Here is a 15982-nt window from a genome sequence, read left to right on the forward strand (position 1 = left end):
GAAACCAGTGTGTTCAGCTGATGCACGCGGAGGCTAGCAAGCCTCGTCCGTCTCGTACGAATCATCGACTAGGCTCCGTGCGTCGCTCGTGCGAACGGCTGCACGCGGGGGCGCTCACGGATGACAGCCACGGGGGTGGACCATGCCGCCAGGCCGCAGCGCCGGGCCCGGTGCGGAAGCGGAACTTCCTGAGTACGCCGGCCATTACCGCCTGGAAGGGCGTCTGGGTTCCGGCGGCATGGGAGTCGTACATCTGGCGCGGTCCGCCTCGGGAATGCAACTCGCGGTGAAGGTCGTGCATGCCGAATTCGCCAGGGACCCCGAGTTCAGGGGACGCTTCCGGCAGGAGATCGCGGCCGCACGACGGGTGAGCGGCGCTTTCACGGCGCCCGTCGTGGATGCCGATCCCGATGCCGAACGGCCGTGGATGGCCACGCTGTTCATTCCCGGCCTAACCCTCGCCGAGCATGTGAAGCAGCACGGCCCGCTGCGGCCTGCCCGGCTGCGCCAGGTGATGGCCGGGCTCGCCGAGGCTCTGCGGGACATCCACCGCGCCGGGGTCGTGCACCGCGATCTGAAGCCGAGCAACGTACTGCTGGCCGAGGACAGCCCGAAGGTGATCGACTTCGGAATCTCCCGGCCGAAGGACAGCGAACTGCGGACCGAGACAGGCAAATTGATCGGTACGCCGCCGTTCATGGCACCGGAGCAGTTCCGCCGGCCGCGCGAGGTGGGACCGGCGGCCGATGTCTTCGCGCTCGGTTCGGTCCTGGTGCACGCGGCGACCGGACGTGGCCCCTTCGACTCCGACAGCCCCTACCTGGTCGCGTACCAAGTGGTCCATGACGAGCCCGACCTGACGGACGTCCCGGACGATCTGGGCCCGCTGATCAAGCGCTGTCTCGCCAAGGAGCCCGAGCACCGGCCGACCCCCGACGAGCTGATGAAGGAGCTGCGCCGGGTCTCCGCCCAGTACGACACCCAGGCGTTCATACCCCAACAGCGGAGGGCCGGAGCCGGAGTCGGGGACCGTGAGCCGTCCCACGACGCTGCCGAGGAGACGCACAGCCGCTCGTCCGGTGCACCGACCGAAGAAGCGGGCGCGAGCCGCTCCCCCGACGGTCCCGCCGCCCACACGCCGGAGGCTCCCGGCAGCCGGGCAACCGGCGTCATCCGTCGGCGGCGTGCTCTGATCGTCGGCGGTGCCCTGGCCGTCGTCCTCTCGATCGCAGCGGCGACCGTCGTCCTCACCTCGCTGAGTGACAGCGGGCCCTCAAGCGCGCGTTCGACCTCCACGGCCGGTCGTGCCGTGCACGGCTTCAAGCCCTGGGCCCGCGAGTTGGGCGGCGGATCGGGCGACTCGGCCGCAATGATGCCGACTTGCTCGTACGGTGGCGGAGCCCTGCGCTGTGCGGTGGCCGGCGTGCTCGCCGCCTCCGTCGATCCGCGCAACGGAGGCGTGCTGTGGAGCCACAGATCCACCGGCGCCGACAGTGATTCGGGCGCCTCGCCCACGACGGCCCCCGTGTTCTCCGGCGGCCTCGTCCACGCGATCAGTTCCGACGGCATGCGTCTGCGCGCGCTCGATCCCTCTACGGGCAAGCCCCGCTGGGACATGGACATCGCCGCGTACAACGGCCGCGTGCTGCACGCCGGCGGGACAGTGCTGCTCACCTCGGCCGACGGGACGGTCACCGGGGTCGACGGCGCCACGGGTCGCAAGCTCTGGAGCCACCGCCTGCCGGCTCAGACGCAGCCCACCCTCGCGTACTTCGGCAAGGGCCTCGCCTACGCGACGACCATGTCCCCGGACGGGTCGAGTACGCAGGTCAGCGCCATGGACCCGGAGTCCGGGGCCGTCCGGTGGCAACGGCGGATCAGCGGGAATCTGACCCCGGTCGGCGCCTCGAAGGGCGCGGTCTGCTTCACCGAGCGCAACATGGCCAGCGAGACCGTCGCCCTGGTCCGCTACGTCCCGGCGAGCGGCAGCGTGCACCGGTCGCAGCTGACGACTGCCCTTCCTCAGGCGACGGCAACCCTGCACGGCGACTCCGTGTATCTCCTCGCCGTGGGCGGGGCGCTCGTGGCCGTGGACACGACGACCGGCACACAGCGGTGGCGGGTGGAAACCTCCATCAGCAGGGGCTCGGCACCCGCGGCCGACGACCGCCACGTCTACCTCACCGCCCCCGACGGCCGCCTGCTCGCCACCGACATCCGCACCGGCAAGCCCCTCGGCCAGACGCGCCCCCGGCTCGGGAGTGAACCCGGGCGGGTGGTCGGGGAGTTGCCCGCGCCCGTCGTGGGTGAGGGAGGACGCGTCTACGGGACCGCGCCCGACGGAAGTGTGTTCGGGGTGGACGGGCGGGAGCCTGGGCGCTGGTGACGTGGGGCCGTACGGGCCCTGGTCCCGCGGCCGGGCCGGGCCCTGGCGCCCTCGGCCGGGCCGGGCCCCGATGGCCTCGGCCGGGACAACACGCATGCCTGACCCCGTCCTCGTACAGACGTGAGCCCGCCCGGCAGCGAATTCGCCGCCGGGCGGGCTCACGCCTCAGGCAGAACCAGAACCAGAACCAGAACCAGAACCAGAACCAGGGTCAGGCCACCGGTTCGACCGGAGGCAGCCGGCCGGTCCTCAGCCCAGCTTCGAGACGTCCCGCACCGCGCCCTTGTCCGCGCTCGTCGCCATCGCGGCGTACGCGCGCAGGGCGGCCGAGACCTTGCGATCCCGGGCGACCGGGGCGTAGACGCCGTTCAGGGCGGTGCGGCGGGTGGCCAGCTCGTCGTCGGAGACGAGGAGTTCGATCGAGCGGTTCGGGATGTCGATGCGGATGCGGTCACCGTCCTGGACGAGGGCGATCGTGCCGCCGGACGCCGCCTCGGGCGAGGCGTGGCCGATGGACAGGCCCGACGTGCCGCCGGAGAAGCGGCCGTCCGTGACCAGGGCGCAGGTCTTGCCGAGGCCGCGGCCCTTGAGGAACGACGTCGGGTAGAGCATCTCCTGCATGCCGGGGCCGCCCTTGGGGCCCTCGTAGCGGATGACCACGACGTCGCCGTGCGTGATCTCCTTCTTGAGGATCTTGTCGACGGCGTCCTCCTGCGATTCGCAGACGACCGCCGGACCCTCGAACGTCCAGATCGACTCGTCGACGCCCGCCGTCTTCACGACGCAGCCGTCGACCGCCAGGTTGCCCCTGAGGACCGCGAGGCCGCCGTCCTTCGAGTACGCGTGTTCGGCGGACCGGATGCAGCCGTTCTCGGCGTCCAGGTCGAGGGCCTCCCAGCGCTCCGACTGGGAGAACGCCTCCGCCGAGCGGACGCAGCCGGGGGCCGCGTGCCACATCTCGACGGCCTCCGCGGACGGGGAGCCCGCACGCACGTCCCACGTCTTCATCCAGTCGGAGAGCGACGGGCTGTGGACGGAGTGGACGTCCTCGTTCAGGAGGCCGGCGCGGTACAGCTCGCCCAGCAGGGCGGGGATGCCGCCGGCGCGGTGCACGTCCTCCATGTAGTACGTGCGGTCCTTCGCCACGTTCGGCGCGACCTTGGCGAGGCACGGCACGCGGCGCGAGACCTCGTTGATCTCGTCCAGACCGAAGGCGACGCCCGCCTCCTGAGCGGCGGCCAGCAGGTGCAGGATCGTGTTGGTGGAGCCGCCCATGGCGATGTCGAGGGCCATGGCGTTCTGGAAGGCGGCGAAGGTGGCGACGTTACGCGGCAGGACCGACTCGTCGTCCTCCTCGTAGTACCGGCGCGTGATGTCCATGACGGTGCGGGCCGCGTTCTCGTACAGCGCCTTGCGGGCCGTGTGCGTCGCGAGGACCGTGCCGTTGCCGGGGAGGGAGAGGCCGATGGCCTCCGTCAGGCAGTTCATCGAGTTGGCCGTGAACATACCGGAACAGGAGCCGCAGGTCGGACAGGCGTTCTCCTCGATACGGAGGATGTCCTCGTCCGAGATCTTGTCGTTCACGGCGTCGGAGATCGCGTCGACCAGGTCGAGCGTGCGGACGGTGCCGTCGACCAGGGTGGCGCGGCCGGACTCCATCGGGCCGCCGGAGACGAAGACCGTCGGGATGTTCAGGCGCAGGGCCGCCATCAGCATGCCGGGGGTGATCTTGTCGCAGTTCGAGATGCAGATCAGGGCGTCGGCGCAGTGCGCCTCGACCATGTACTCGACGCTGTCCGCGATCAGGTCGCGGGAGGGGAGCGAGTAGAGCATGCCGCCGTGGCCCATCGCGATGCCGTCGTCGACGGCGATCGTGTTGAACTCGCGCGCGATGCCGCCCGCCGCCGTGATCGCGTCGGAGACGATGCGGCCGACCGGCTGGAGGTGGGTGTGGCCGGGCACGAACTCGGTGAACGAGTTGGCCACGGCGATGATCGGCTTCCGGCCGATGTCCGCACCGGGTACCCCGGAGGCGCGCATAAGGGCGCGTGCACCCGCCATGTTGCGTCCGTGGGTGACTGTGCGGGACCTCAGCTCGGGCATCGTCGCTCGCTCCTTCAAGGGCCCGTTCAGGGGCCCGTGCGGCAGATAGGGCTGCTATCGAGCGTACGCCGCCAATCCAAGATCCGGACAAGGTGTCCGGAATACGGGACGCGCGTCTCGCTGTACGTGCCCCCGACCGTGGTGTCCCATCCGGGTACCCCGGCCCTCGCGTCCCGTCCGGGCACTCGGCGGCCGGGTCTCGCGACGGTTCGGGTGGGGCATGCCAGGCGGGGCGTGCGTCACTCCCCCGTCAGATGCCACGTGGGGGCGTGCGTCACTCCCCCGTCAGATGCCCCTGCACCACCGGTGCCACCCGCTCGACGATCCGCTCCATGTCCGCCGACGCCAGCGGTTCCACCTTGATCACGTAACGCAGCATCGCGACCCCCACGAGCTGCGCCGCCGCCAGCTCCGCCCTGAGCTCGGCCTCCTCGGGCGGCAGGTCCAGCTGCCGGGCGATCTTCCGCAGCAGCTGTACGGCGACCAGGCGCCGGAAGACGGCCGCCGCGGTCTCGTTGTTCACGGCCGAGCGGACGATCGCGAGGAGCGGGGCGCGGGTCGCCGGGTTCTCCCACACGGAGAAGATGAAGCGGGTGAGGCGCTCGCCGACGCCGTCCAGCGGGCCGTCCTCGATCGCGGCCGGTGCGTCCAGGGCGGGGGCGAAGGCGACCTCGATGGATGCCTCGAAGACCTGCTCCTTCGTACCGAAGTAGTGGTGCACCAGCGCCGCGTCCACGCCCGCCGCCTTGGCGATGCCACGTACCGACGTCTTCTCGTAGCCGCGCTCGGAGAACTCCGCGCGGGCGGCCTCCAGGATGCGGTCGCGGGTCGCGGGGCCGGCCGCCTCCGCCTGTGTACGGGAGGGCCGCCCCCTGCGGCGTACGGGCGGGACCTCCGGGTCCGTCATGAGCGGGGGACCCGGACCGCCGACGCGAGGTGCAGTCGGGTGAAGGCGAGGGCCTCGGCGAGGTCGGCCTCACGTTCGGCGCTGGACATGGCGCGGCGGGTGTTGACCTCGATCACGACGTGCCCGTCGAAGCCGGTCAGGGCGAGGCGCTCCAGGAGCTCGGCGCAGGGCTGCGTGCCGCGGCCGGGGACCAGGTGCTCGTCCTTCGCCGATCCCCTGCCGTCCGCGAGGTGGACGTGGCCGAGGCGGTCGCCCATGCGGTCGATCATTGACATCGCGTCGGTGCGGGCCGTCGCGGTGTGGCTGAGGTCGATCGTGAAGTGCCGGTAGTCGTCCTTGGTGACGTCCCAGTCGGGGGCGTACGCGAGCATCTCGCGGTCGCGGTAGCGCCAGGGGTACATGTTCTCGACAGCGAAGCGGACGTCCGTCTCGTCGGCCATACGCCAGATGCCGTCGACGAAGTCGCGCGCGTACTGGCGCTGCCAGCGGAAGGGCGGGTGGACGACGACCGTGGACGCGCCCAGCTTCTCGGCCGCCGACTTCGCGCGCTGGAGCTTGGTCCACGGGTCCGTGGACCAGACGCGCTGCGTGATCAGCAGACAGGGCGCGTGCACGGCGAGGATCGGGACCTGGTGGTAGTCGGAGAGCCGGCGCAGGGCCTCGATGTCCTGGCTGACGGGGTCGGTCCAGACCATGACCTCGACGCCGTCGTAGCCCAGGCGTGCCGCGATCTCGAAGGCCGTCGCCGTCGACTCCGGATAGACCGAGGCCGTCGACAGGGCGACCTTCGCATCCGGGATGCGCACCACTGGTTCTGCCACGGAGACAGAGTACGGGCCCCGGCTGAGCCCCGGGGAGGTGGTCGGCCCGCGGGTGCTGTGGGGTGCGCCTCAGTACGGCGGCGCCCTGCCGGGCGGGCCCGCCGCCCGGGTCCGCCCTCCCCCGGGCGGTGACGGGAGCCGCCGCCCGGGTGCCAGTGATCGCGACTCGGCCTCCGGCGCGGTACGTCCCGTCAGACCGTCGGCATGTGGTCGAGCCGCCTGAGGATCACGCCCTCCCGGAGCGCCCAGGGGCAGACCTCCAGGGTCTCCACCCCGAACAGGTCCATGGCCCCCTCGGCCACCAGCGCGCCCGCGAGCAGCTGGCCCGCGCGGCCGTCCGAGACCCCGGGGAGCTCGGCGCGCTCCGCCTCCGTCATCGCGGCCAGGCGCGGCACCCAGTCCTCCAGGGACTTGCGCTTCAGCTCCCGCTGGACGTACAGCCCCTCGGTGGAGCGGGCCGCTCCGGCCAGGCGCGCGAGCTGCTTGAACGTCTTGGACGTGGCGACGACGTGATCGGGCTTGCCGAAGCGCGTGAACTCGCCGACCGAGCGCGCGATCTGCGCCCGTACGTGCCTGCGCAGCGCCTTGATGTCCGCGGGGTCCGGCGGGTCGCCCGGCAGCCAGGCCGCCGTCAGGCGCCCCGCCCCGAGCGGCAGCGACACCGCGGCGTCGGGCTCCTCGTCGATGCCGTACGCGATCTCGAGGGAGCCGCCGCCGATGTCCAGGACGAGCAGCTTCCCGGCCGACCAGCCGAACCAGCGGCGGGCCGCGAGGAAGGTGAGCCGGGCCTCCTCCTCACCGGTGAGGACGCGCAGCTCGACGCCGGTGTCCTCCTTGACCCGCGCGAGTACCTCGTCGGCGTTGCTGGCCTCGCGTACGGCCGAGGTGGCGAAGGGCACGAGGTCCTCGACGCCCTTGTCCTCGGCCGCCTCCAGGGCGTCCCGCACGGTGGCGGTCAGCCGGGCCACGCCGTCGGGGCTGATGGCGCCGCGGTCGTCGAGGAGTTGCGCGAGCCGCAGCTCCGCCTTGTGCGAGTGCGCGGGCAGCGGGCGCGCGCCCGGGTGCGCGTCCACCACAAGCAAGTGCACCGTGTTCGAACCCACGTCGAGGACACCGAGTCTCATATACGGAACGCTACTGCGCGTGGGGCGGGCGTCAGTCCCCGAGGGCACCGCAGCGCGCTTACCCTGGAACCGTGCCAAAGACGAAAAAGGCTAACGCCGACAAGCGCGACAAGCGCGGTAAGAGCGACAAGGAAGCCAAGTCGGCCACTAAGCCGTCGAAGGCGCCGAAGTCCAAGGAATCAGGGACGAAGCAGTCCGGGACGAAGGGTTCATCGCCGAAGGTGTCATCGCCGAAAGGTTCCGCCCCTGACGAGAAGGGTCTGGACTTCGCCCGTGCCTGGGTCGAGTTCCCCGACCCCGCGGACGACGAGCAGATCTTCCGCTGCGACCTGACGTGGCTGACCTCGCGCTGGAGCTGCATCTTCGGGAGCGGCTGCCAGGGCATCCAGGCGGGCCGCGCGGACGACGGCTGCTGCACGCTCGGTGCCCACTTCTCCGACGAGGACGACGAGAAGCGCGTGGCCGGGTTCGTGGCGCGGCTCACGCCCGACATCTGGCAGCACCACGAGGTCGGTACGCAGACGGGCTGGGTCTCCAAGGACGAGGACGGCGAGCGCCAGACCCGCCCGTACAACGGCTCGTGCATCTTCCAGAACCGGCCCGGCTTCAAGGGCGGCGCGGGCTGCTCGCTGCACATCCTGGCGATCAAGGAGGGCCGCGAGCCCCTGGAGACCAAGCCGGACGTGTGCTGGCAGCTGCCGGTCCGCCGGACCTACGAGTGGATCGACCGGCCCGACGACACCCGTGTGCTCCAGGTGTCCATCGGTGAGTACGACCGCCGCGGCTGGGGCCCGGGCGGCCACGATCTGCACTGGTGGTGCACCTCGGCGACGTCGGCCCATGGGGCGGGCGACCCGGTGTACGTCTCCTACCGGCCCGAGCTGACCGAGCTCATGGGCAAGGAGGGCTACGACCGTCTCGCCGAGCTGTGCGAGGAGCGCCTGGCCTCCCAGCTGCCGCTGCTCGCGCCGCATCCGGCCGATCCCACCACCGCTTCCTGAGACCGCCCCTGCCGGCTCCCGCCGGCCCGCGCTAGCCGCCGCTCGGGCTCGCACCGCCGCCGTCACTCGGCGGCGGTGACGAGTCCGTGGGGGCCGACGGGCTCGGTGACGGATCGGACGGCGTGGGGCTCGGGTCGGACGGTGTGGGATCCGGGTCGGACGGGCCCGGGTCGGACGGCGTGGGGTCGGACGGGCCGGGGCCCGGGTTTCCCGTGTTCGACGGGTCGGGGCCCGGGTCCGAGGTGCCGGGCTGCGAGGGGCCCGAACTCCCGTGTCCCTCTATTGAGATGACTGCCCCTGAGGGGTCGATACCGATGCGCGCCGACCAGTGACCGGTGGGCTCCCGGTCGTGATCGACGTACACCCGGATCGTGAACGACTCGCCGGGGAGCAGGGTTCCCGACGTGCTCGTCAGATAGAGCCAGCTCGCTCCCGTGTGTGCGGACCAGTGGACCGGTGAACTCCCGGACGCCGTCAGCGTGATGAGGGTCGCGGAGCCGCTCGGCTGTGCCTCCACGGTGAGCCGGCCCGGGCCGGAGTGCGAGGGCCCGTCGGGGCTGATGACCTCCACGGAGACGTCCGGGGAGCGGCTGCCCGCGGTGAAGCGCGGGTCGGGGGTCGTGCGTGCGTTGCCCGCGTTCTCGTAAGCGCCGTCCGCGCGGTTGCCGTCGAGCCCGCCCGGGTCGCCGGCTTCGCTCGCGCTGATCGAGCGCCCGTCCTGACCCTCGCCCGTCTGCGGCGCTCCCCGGTACGCCGCCCACAGCGCCAGCACCGGGGCGGCCACGACGGTGGCGACGACCGTCGTCGTGACGGCACGCGCGCGTAGCCGGTCCCGGCGGGCCGCCCTGTCCTTGGGGTCCATCGGGAAGCCGCGCCGGTCGAAGCGGGGGGCCGCGCCTCGCTGGGGGCGGTTGCCGTGGGCCATCGCCCGGTGCAGGGCCGCGCGCGGGGCCGTCGCGAGAGGCAGGGCGGCCGGGGTGATCGCCGTGCCGGGCCAGGCGCCGGGGGCGGCGCGCTCGGCGGTGCGGCGGCAGCGGGGGCAGTCGTCGACGTGCCGGACCAGTTCGCGGCGCAGGGCGGAGCTCAGCAGCAGCTGGTTGTCTCCGGTGAGGCGGGCGACGCTGGGGCAGGTGCCCGTTTCCACCACGGCGAGGGCGGCGCGAGTGCGTTCCACCTCGCAGGCGGCGGAGGCGAGCAGTTCCCGGGTGAGCCCCGGGTCCGTACCCAGTGCGGCGGCGACCTCCCGGGGCGACAGCTGATGCCGTACGGCCAGCTCCAGCGCCTCGCGCTGCTCGGGTGCCGTACCGGCGGCCTCCGGCCAGGCCAGGAGCGCGAGCTCTCGGCGGCGCTGCGCCTGGATCTCCTCGGAAGGGGCCTCTTTGGCGTGCGGGGCTTCGGGGTGGGGCCGGCCCGAGGCATGCGTCCCCTGTCTGCGGCGCTTCGCCTCCGCCAGCGCCCGCAGGCACGACCAGCGCGCGAGCGCGTACAGCCACGCCTTACGGTCGCTCTCGGTTTCGGGGCCGCGGGAGCCGCGGCGTTCGGCGAGCGCCAGGGCGTCGCCCAGCGCCGCGATGGCGTCGTCGTGATCGCACAGGACGGACAGGCAGTACGTGAACAGGCCGTCCAGATAGGGCTCGTAGCGCGATGTCGGGCGCTGGGGTACGGTCCGCGGCGCAGGTCGCCCGCGCCCGTCGCGGTGCGCCCGGTGTGCGCCGGTGGTCTGCGTGGGGGTTTCCGGCCTGCTGGTCATCACCCGTGCGACCGTAGGCGGATGGTGCCGCACCCTTCCTCCCCCTTGGGGACATTTAATCCGTACGGGTGAAACGATCCCTCAAAAGGGGACGGGAATACCAAATTCCGTACAGGGGAACATGTGCTCGGCGCATATATGTGCGCCGGGGCGCACGGGCGCACACCCGGCGCGGGGGCCCTCCGGGCGGCGGCGGGAGGGGGCAGGTGGTGGCGGCGGGAGGCGGCGGATGGTGGTCGGCGCCGGGCTGTCAGTGGTCTCGGTTACGGTTCGGTGCATGGCTGCCCGTACGAAATCCGGCAAAGACCGGCCGTCCTACCGCTGCACCGAGTGCGGCTGGCAGACGGCGAAATGGCTGGGTCGCTGCGGCGAGTGCCAGGCGTGGGGGACGGTCGAGGAGTACGGCGCGCCCGCCGTGCGGACGACCGCGCCCGGCCGGGTCACGACGTCCGCCGTCCCGATCGGCCAGGTCGACGCCCGGCAGGCCACCGCCCGCTCCACCGGCGTGCCCGAGCTCGACCGGGTCCTCGGCGGGGGCCTCGTCCCCGGCGCCGTCGTCCTGGTCGCGGGCGAGCCCGGCGTCGGTAAGTCCACCCTCCTGCTCGACGTCGCCGCCAAGGCCGCCAGCGACGAGCACCGCACCCTGTACGTCACGGGCGAGGAGTCGGCCAGCCAGGTCCGGATGCGCGCCGACCGCATCAAGGCGATCGACGACCATCTGTATCTCGCCGCCGAGACCGATCTGTCCGCGGTCCTCGGCCACTTGGACGCCGTCAAGCCCAGCCTCCTGATCATGGACTCCGTACAGACCGTCGCCTCCCCCGAGATCGACGGCGCCCCCGGCGGCATGGCCCAGGTCCGCGAGGTGGCCGGCGCCCTGATCCGCGCCTCCAAGGAGCGCGGCATGGCCACCCTCCTCGTGGGTCACGTCACCAAGGACGGCGCCATCGCCGGACCCCGCCTCCTCGAGCACCTCGTGGACGTCGTCCTCTCCTTCGAAGGCGACCGGCACGCGCGCCTGCGCCTCGTACGCGGCGTGAAGAACCGGTACGGGACGACCGACGAGGTCGGCTGCTTCGAGCTGCACGACGAAGGCATCACCGGACTCGCCGACCCCAGCGGGCTGTTCCTCACCCGCCGCGCCGAACCCGTCCCGGGCACCTGTCTGACCGTCACCCTGGAGGGGCGGCGGCCTCTCGTCGCCGAGGTTCAGGCCCTCACCGTCGACTCCCAGATCCCGTCCCCTCGGCGCACCACGTCCGGTCTGGAGACGTCTCGCGTCTCGATGATGCTCGCCGTGCTCGAGCAGCGCGGGCGGATCAGTGCGCTCGGAAAGCGGGACATCTACTCCGCGACCGTCGGCGGTGTGAAGCTCTCCGAGCCCGCCGCCGACCTCGCCATCGCCCTCGCCCTCGCCAGTGCCGCCAGCGACACCCCGCTCCCCAAGAACCTCGTCGCGATCGGTGAAGTCGGCCTCGCGGGCGAGGTCAGACGGGTGACCGGCGTGCAGCGCCGGCTCGCCGAGGCGCACCGGCTCGGCTTCACCCACGCCCTCGTGCCGAGCGATCCGGGCAAGGTGCCCGCCGGTATGAAGGTCACCGAAGTCGCCGACATGGGGGATGCTCTGCGCGTACTGCCCAGGAGCCGTCGCCGAGAGGCCCCACGGGAGACGGAGGAGCGCCGGTAGACTTTGCCCTGGTCTCGCCCGTGCGTACGAACCCTGGGCATTCAAGATCTGCGCGTTCCGCAAGATCTGGGACTTCTGCGATATCTGCGACATCTGCGACCGGAGGAGTGCAGTGGCAGCCAACGACCGGGCAGCAGCTCCCGGCAAGTCCGGCGGGAGCTCCGGTGCCGATGGGCTGATGCGCGCCTCACTGAGCGCGGTCGCGCCCGGTACGGCGCTGCGTGACGGCCTCGAGCGAATCCTCCGCGGCAACACCGGCGGACTCATCGTTCTCGGCTGGGACAAGACCGTCGAGTCGATGTGTACCGGCGGTTTCATCCTGGACGTCGAGTTCACCGCGACGCGCCTGCGCGAGCTGTGCAAGCTCGACGGCGGCATCGTCATCGACAAGGACATCACCAAGATCCTGCGGGCGGGCGTCCAGTTGGTGCCCGACCCCACGATCCCCACGGAGGAGACGGGCACGCGGCACCGCACCGCGGACCGGGTGAGCAAGCAGGTCAGCTTCCCCGTGGTCTCGGTGTCGCAGTCGATGCGGCTCATCGCCCTTTACGTGGACGGGCAGCGGCGCGTTCTCGAGGACTCGGCCGCGATTCTCTCGCGTGCGAATCAGGCTCTCGCCACTCTTGAGCGGTACAAGCTCCGCTTGGACGAGGTGGCCGGGACGCTCTCCGCGCTCGAGATCGAGGATCTCGTGACCGTGCGGGATGTGACCGCGGTCGCGCAGCGGCTGGAGATGGTGCGGCGCATCGCCACCGAGATCGCCGAGTACGTGGTGGAGCTCGGGACGGATGGGCGACTGCTCGCCCTTCAGCTCGACGAGTTGATCGCCGGGGTGGAGCCCGAGCGGGAGCTCGTCGTTCGGGACTACGTGCCCGAACCTACGGCCAAGCGGTCCCGGACCGTTGATGAGGCGCTCTTCGAACTCGACGCTCTGACGCATGCCGAGCTTCTCGAACTGCCTACTGTGGCACGTGCGTTGGGGTACACCGGGTCTCCGGAGACCTTGGACTCGGCTGTTTCGCCTCGTGGGTTCCGGCTGTTGGCGAAGGTGCCTCGGCTGCCCGGGGCCATCATTGACCGGCTTGTCGAGCACTTCGGGGGGCTGCAGAAGCTGCTCGCCGCCAGCGTCGATGATCTGCAGACGGTGGACGGCGTCGGGGAGGCCCGTGCCCGGAGCGTGCGGGAAGGGCTCTCGCGGTTGGCCGAGTCGTCGATCCTGGAGCGGTACGTCTAGGGGCTTCTAGGGGTGCCTGGGGGCGCCTCTTGGGGGCGGCTGCTTGAGGGCTGCTTGTGGGGGCTGCTTGTGAGCCTGGGGTGGGGTCCCGAGTGCGGCTCGGTGGGCTCGCCCCGCCGTCTTCGGGTGCGGGACCGCGCCGGGATGTACGTGCTCGCTGTTCTACGGGGCCTCGTCACCCAGCTGATTACCTGTACGTGGTGCTGGTGGCTCCGCGCGCACATCCCGCCACGGCCCCTCCCGTTTCGTACGCGACTGATCGCCGGTGGGGCGCTCGTTGACCCGTCCCGTTTTGTGCTCGGCTGATGCCGGTGGGGCGCTCGTTCGCCCATCCCTCTCGCATGCGGCCGCTGGGGCTCGTTGGCCCGTCTCTCTCGTACGGGACTGATCGGCGGTGGGCGGCTCGGGGCTCGGGTGGGTTCGCCCGCCAGAGGGCTGGTGGTGTTAGTCCTTGGCCAGTACGAAGGATGCCTGGGCCTTGGGGAGTTGGGGTGCCTTTGCCTCTACTAGGTAGGTGCCTGGCGTTGCCGCGTCCGTCTTCGGGGTTGCGCACTCGGGGGCGCTGGCCTTGCGGTCCCACTCGATCGCGTGCGTGATGTGGGCGCCTGCCGGTACGCGCAGCAGGAGGCTGCCGGCACCCTTGGGGCAGTCGTCGGAGGACCAGATCTCGGTGTCGCTGGATGCCTGAGTGATCGTCAGGACTGCGCTCTTCGGGCCCAGATCGACCTTGCAGTCCTTCGCCGTCGTGTTCTTGGCGGTCAGCTCGAACTTCGGCTTCTCGCCCGGCGCGTACGAGTTGTGGACGCTGCGCAGCGTCAGCGTCACGCCGCCTGCCGTGCAGTCGGGGAGGCTTGAGCCCGCGGGGAGTTGGTCGCCCGCGCCTGTGCCGCCCTTCGCGCCGTCATCGGATCCCGCCCCTGAGCCGGCCGTGTCGGAGCCCGAGCCCGAAGTGTCACCGTTGGCGCCGTCGGAGGAACCGTCGTCACCGCCGCCGCCCGACTCGTCGCGGCCGCCCGGGTGTTCGCTGATCGCCGGTCCGGACCCGGAGGGGCCGGGCGTGATGGAGGAGGGCGCGGTGTCCTTGCCGTTCGAGCCACCGGCGCCGGTCTTGCTGCCTCCGCCACCGGAGTTGACGGCCCATACGATCAGCAGCGCGAGCAGCGCCACCATGGACAGCAGAACGGCCCTCCGTCGCCAGTAAATGGTGGAGGGAAGCGGCCCGATCGGATTGCGCAGAGATCCCACGGCGCAAACTGTACGAGAGATCAGCCCGTTCTCCCGCCCCCACCCGCCGCCTCGGCCCGCGAGTTTTGCGGATCATAGTCCCGGGTGGCGGTTTCGGCGCGGGGACAACCCCTGTCTTTCGTCAGGTACGGGACGAGACCATCGCGGGATGTGATGGTGCTGGGGCATTACGTACCGTCCGTGTCATGGGAATCTTCGACTCCGACCTCTATCGCGACATCACCGGCTTCGCCCATGACACCCCGTCGTGGTTCCAGCACCTCATGGAGGTGTTCACCGAGCTGGGGCTGTTGGTCTTCGCCGTGCTCTTCGTCGCCGCCTGGTGGCGGGCCCGGGGCGGTGATCCACGAGCCCTGGCCGTCGCGGTGCTCGCCCCGCTGGCCACCGGCGTCGCCTATGTGTGCAGCGAGCTGGTCAAGTCCGGTGTCGACGAAGAGCGTCCCTGCCGGGCCGTCTCCGGCGCCCTGACCTCTCTTGTCGCGTGTCCCCCTCATGGTGACTGGTCGTTCCCCAGCAACCACGCCACCATCGCTGCCGCCTCCGCCGTCGGCCTCACCCTCGCCTGGCCCGCCATCGGCCGGCTCACCGTCCCCCTCGCCCTCCTCATGGCCTTCTCCCGCGTCTTCGTCGGCGTCCACTACCCGCACGACGTGGCGGTGGGGCTGGGGGTCGGGGCTCTTGTCTCGTTCGTCGTGGTGCGGCTCTGTGTGGGGAGTGGGATTCGGGTCGTCGTGGCCATGCGAGGGTCCGGGAGTGGGGTTGTTCGCTGGTTCGCCGGGCCGGGGGTGGTGAGCGGGTATGCGGCCGTTTGCGGTCATCGGCGGTGATCAGACCAGGCCCGCCTCGTACGCCACGATGGCCGCCTGCACTCTGTTCCTGACCTCCAGACGGTCCAGGACCGCGCTCACGTAGGCCTTCACCGTGCCCTCCACCAGGTGCAGGCGGCGCCCGATCTCCGGGTTCGAGAGGCCCGCGCCCACCAGGCCCAGCACCTCCCGTTCACGTGGGGTGAGCGTGGCCACGCGGGCCCTGGCCGCTGCCTATCGGCCCAGGCGCTGTGCCCCGAAGCCGTCGATGACGTGGCGCGCCACCTCGGGTGACAGGAACGCGGCGCCGTCCGCCACCGCCGTGCCCGGCACGGCTCGTACTGTCTCCTCGCCGTGCAGGCGGTCCGTCTGTCTCCTCGCCGTGCAGGCGGTCCGTCGCGTCCGGCGCCGCCGCGCGCAGTTCGGCCGCCGCCGTGCGGTGCGCCTCGGCCATGCCCGGTGCTACCTGGAGCGCGCCCGCGCGCAGTGCGATGAGGCTCAGTTCGTGGCCCAGTGAGTCGTGCATGTCCTGGGCGACCCAGGCGCGCTCCCGCAGCATCGCGCGGTCGGCGATGATCCGGTGCCCGCCGCGAACGAGAGCGGCGCGACACCCGTCGCCGTGCCGCGCAGGCCCAGCAGGAAGGCGAAGACCGCCGGCGCGCAGCCGTACGAGAGCGTGAAGAGGGAGGGGGACGTCGCGATGCCCGGTGCGACCGCGAGCAGGAACGCCGTCGCGGGCCAGGTGCGGTGCAGGGCTGTTGCGGCGGCCGGCTCCGCGAGGCCGGTGAGCTGCGCCCACAGCGGGCTTCGCTCCAGGCCGAGGCGCTCTGCGGCGGCGACGGGGACGGCCAGGGCGGCCCAGAGCAAGGGGCCCGTGCTGCGGGCTGGAGGTCTCACGTCTTCCGAAGGTACGAG

Annotated in this window: 12 protein-coding genes and 2 pseudogenes; 5 read left to right on the forward strand and 9 right to left on the reverse strand. The window is 71.6% G+C overall.

Features of this window, described 5'->3' with window-relative positions:
• Window positions 1-142 precede the first annotated feature (142 nt).
• Window positions 143-2386: a serine/threonine-protein kinase gene (locus OHA58_RS15250; RefSeq protein ID WP_405479180.1), complete on the forward strand. Its 2244-nt coding sequence runs from the start codon at window positions 143-145 to the stop codon at window positions 2384-2386.
• Window positions 2387-2635: 249 nt separating this feature from the next.
• On the opposite strand, the gene ilvD is transcribed toward OHA58_RS15250, so the two are convergent.
• The 4 genes from ilvD to OHA58_RS15270 form a co-directional block, all read right to left on the reverse strand.
• A complete protein-coding gene (gene ilvD / locus OHA58_RS15255; protein ID WP_405479182.1) occupies window positions 2636-4489 on the reverse strand; it encodes a dihydroxy-acid dehydratase in 1854 nt (617 codons plus the stop codon).
• A gap of 274 nt (window positions 4490-4763) precedes the next feature.
• Window positions 4764-5396 (reverse strand): TetR family transcriptional regulator, encoded by a 633-nt coding sequence (locus OHA58_RS15260; protein WP_405479184.1) that lies wholly within the window; start codon window positions 5394-5396, stop codon window positions 4764-4766.
• Entirely contained in the window at window positions 5393-6217 is an 825-nt protein-coding gene (locus tag OHA58_RS15265) for a sugar phosphate isomerase/epimerase family protein (RefSeq protein ID WP_405479186.1), read from the reverse strand. The genes OHA58_RS15260 and OHA58_RS15265 overlap by 4 nt, the downstream gene beginning before the upstream one ends.
• Window positions 6218-6408: 191 nt before the next feature.
• Window positions 6409-7341 carry a Ppx/GppA family phosphatase gene (locus OHA58_RS15270; RefSeq protein ID WP_405479188.1) on the reverse strand — a complete coding sequence of 311 codons (933 nt, stop codon included), beginning with the start codon at window positions 7339-7341 and terminating at the stop codon, window positions 6409-6411.
• Window positions 7342-7412: 71 nt separating this feature from the next.
• Here OHA58_RS15270 and OHA58_RS15275 point away from each other — a divergent pair, with 71 nt between their 5' ends.
• Window positions 7413-8342 carry a hypothetical protein gene (locus OHA58_RS15275; RefSeq protein WP_405479190.1) on the forward strand — a complete coding sequence of 310 codons (930 nt, stop codon included), beginning with the start codon at window positions 7413-7415 and terminating at the stop codon, window positions 8340-8342.
• 31 nt (window positions 8343-8373) lie between these two features.
• On the opposite strand, the gene OHA58_RS15280 is transcribed toward OHA58_RS15275, so the two are convergent.
• Window positions 8374-10092 carry a BACON domain-containing protein gene (locus tag OHA58_RS15280; RefSeq protein WP_405479191.1) on the reverse strand — a complete coding sequence of 573 codons (1719 nt, stop codon included), beginning with the start codon at window positions 10090-10092 and terminating at the stop codon, window positions 8374-8376.
• 277 nt (window positions 10093-10369) lie between these two features.
• Between OHA58_RS15280 and radA the strand changes: the two genes are divergently transcribed.
• Window positions 10370-11779 carry a DNA repair protein RadA gene (gene radA / locus OHA58_RS15285; protein ID WP_405479193.1) on the forward strand — a complete coding sequence of 470 codons (1410 nt, stop codon included), beginning with the start codon at window positions 10370-10372 and terminating at the stop codon, window positions 11777-11779.
• 112 nt (window positions 11780-11891) lie between these two features.
• Entirely contained in the window at window positions 11892-13016 is a 1125-nt protein-coding gene (gene disA / locus OHA58_RS15290; protein ID WP_127832608.1) for a DNA integrity scanning diadenylate cyclase DisA, read from the forward strand.
• A 444-nt stretch (window positions 13017-13460) separates the two neighbouring features.
• Here disA and OHA58_RS15295 read toward each other — a convergent pair whose 3' ends face one another.
• On the reverse strand, window positions 13461-14261 hold the full coding sequence (locus OHA58_RS15295) for a hypothetical protein (RefSeq protein ID WP_405479195.1): 801 nt from the start codon (window positions 14259-14261) through the stop codon (window positions 13461-13463).
• A 185-nt stretch (window positions 14262-14446) separates the two neighbouring features.
• Here OHA58_RS15295 and OHA58_RS15300 point away from each other — a divergent pair, with 185 nt between their 5' ends.
• On the forward strand, window positions 14447-15088 hold the full coding sequence (locus tag OHA58_RS15300; protein ID WP_405479197.1) for a phosphatase PAP2 family protein: 642 nt from the start codon (window positions 14447-14449) through the stop codon (window positions 15086-15088).
• Here OHA58_RS15300 and OHA58_RS15305 read toward each other — a convergent pair.
• From OHA58_RS15305 to OHA58_RS15315, 3 genes and pseudogenes are all read right to left on the reverse strand, one after another.
• A pseudogene (locus OHA58_RS15305) lies at window positions 15089-15388 on the reverse strand (response regulator transcription factor); the annotation flags it as partial. It lies immediately after the preceding gene.
• Between the two features lie 130 nt (window positions 15389-15518).
• Window positions 15519-15593, reverse strand: a pseudogene (locus tag OHA58_RS15310) (hypothetical protein); the annotation flags it as partial.
• Window positions 15566-15964 (reverse strand): hypothetical protein, encoded by a 399-nt coding sequence (locus OHA58_RS15315; RefSeq protein WP_405479198.1) that lies wholly within the window; start codon window positions 15962-15964, stop codon window positions 15566-15568. The gene OHA58_RS15315 and the pseudogene OHA58_RS15310, both read right to left, overlap by 28 nt.
• Between the last annotated feature and the right edge of the window lie 18 nt (window positions 15965-15982).

Source organism: Streptomyces sp. NBC_00009 (assembly GCF_045040855.1).
In the GTDB taxonomy this organism is placed as follows: domain Bacteria; phylum Actinomycetota; class Actinomycetes; order Streptomycetales; family Streptomycetaceae; genus Streptomyces; species Streptomyces aureus.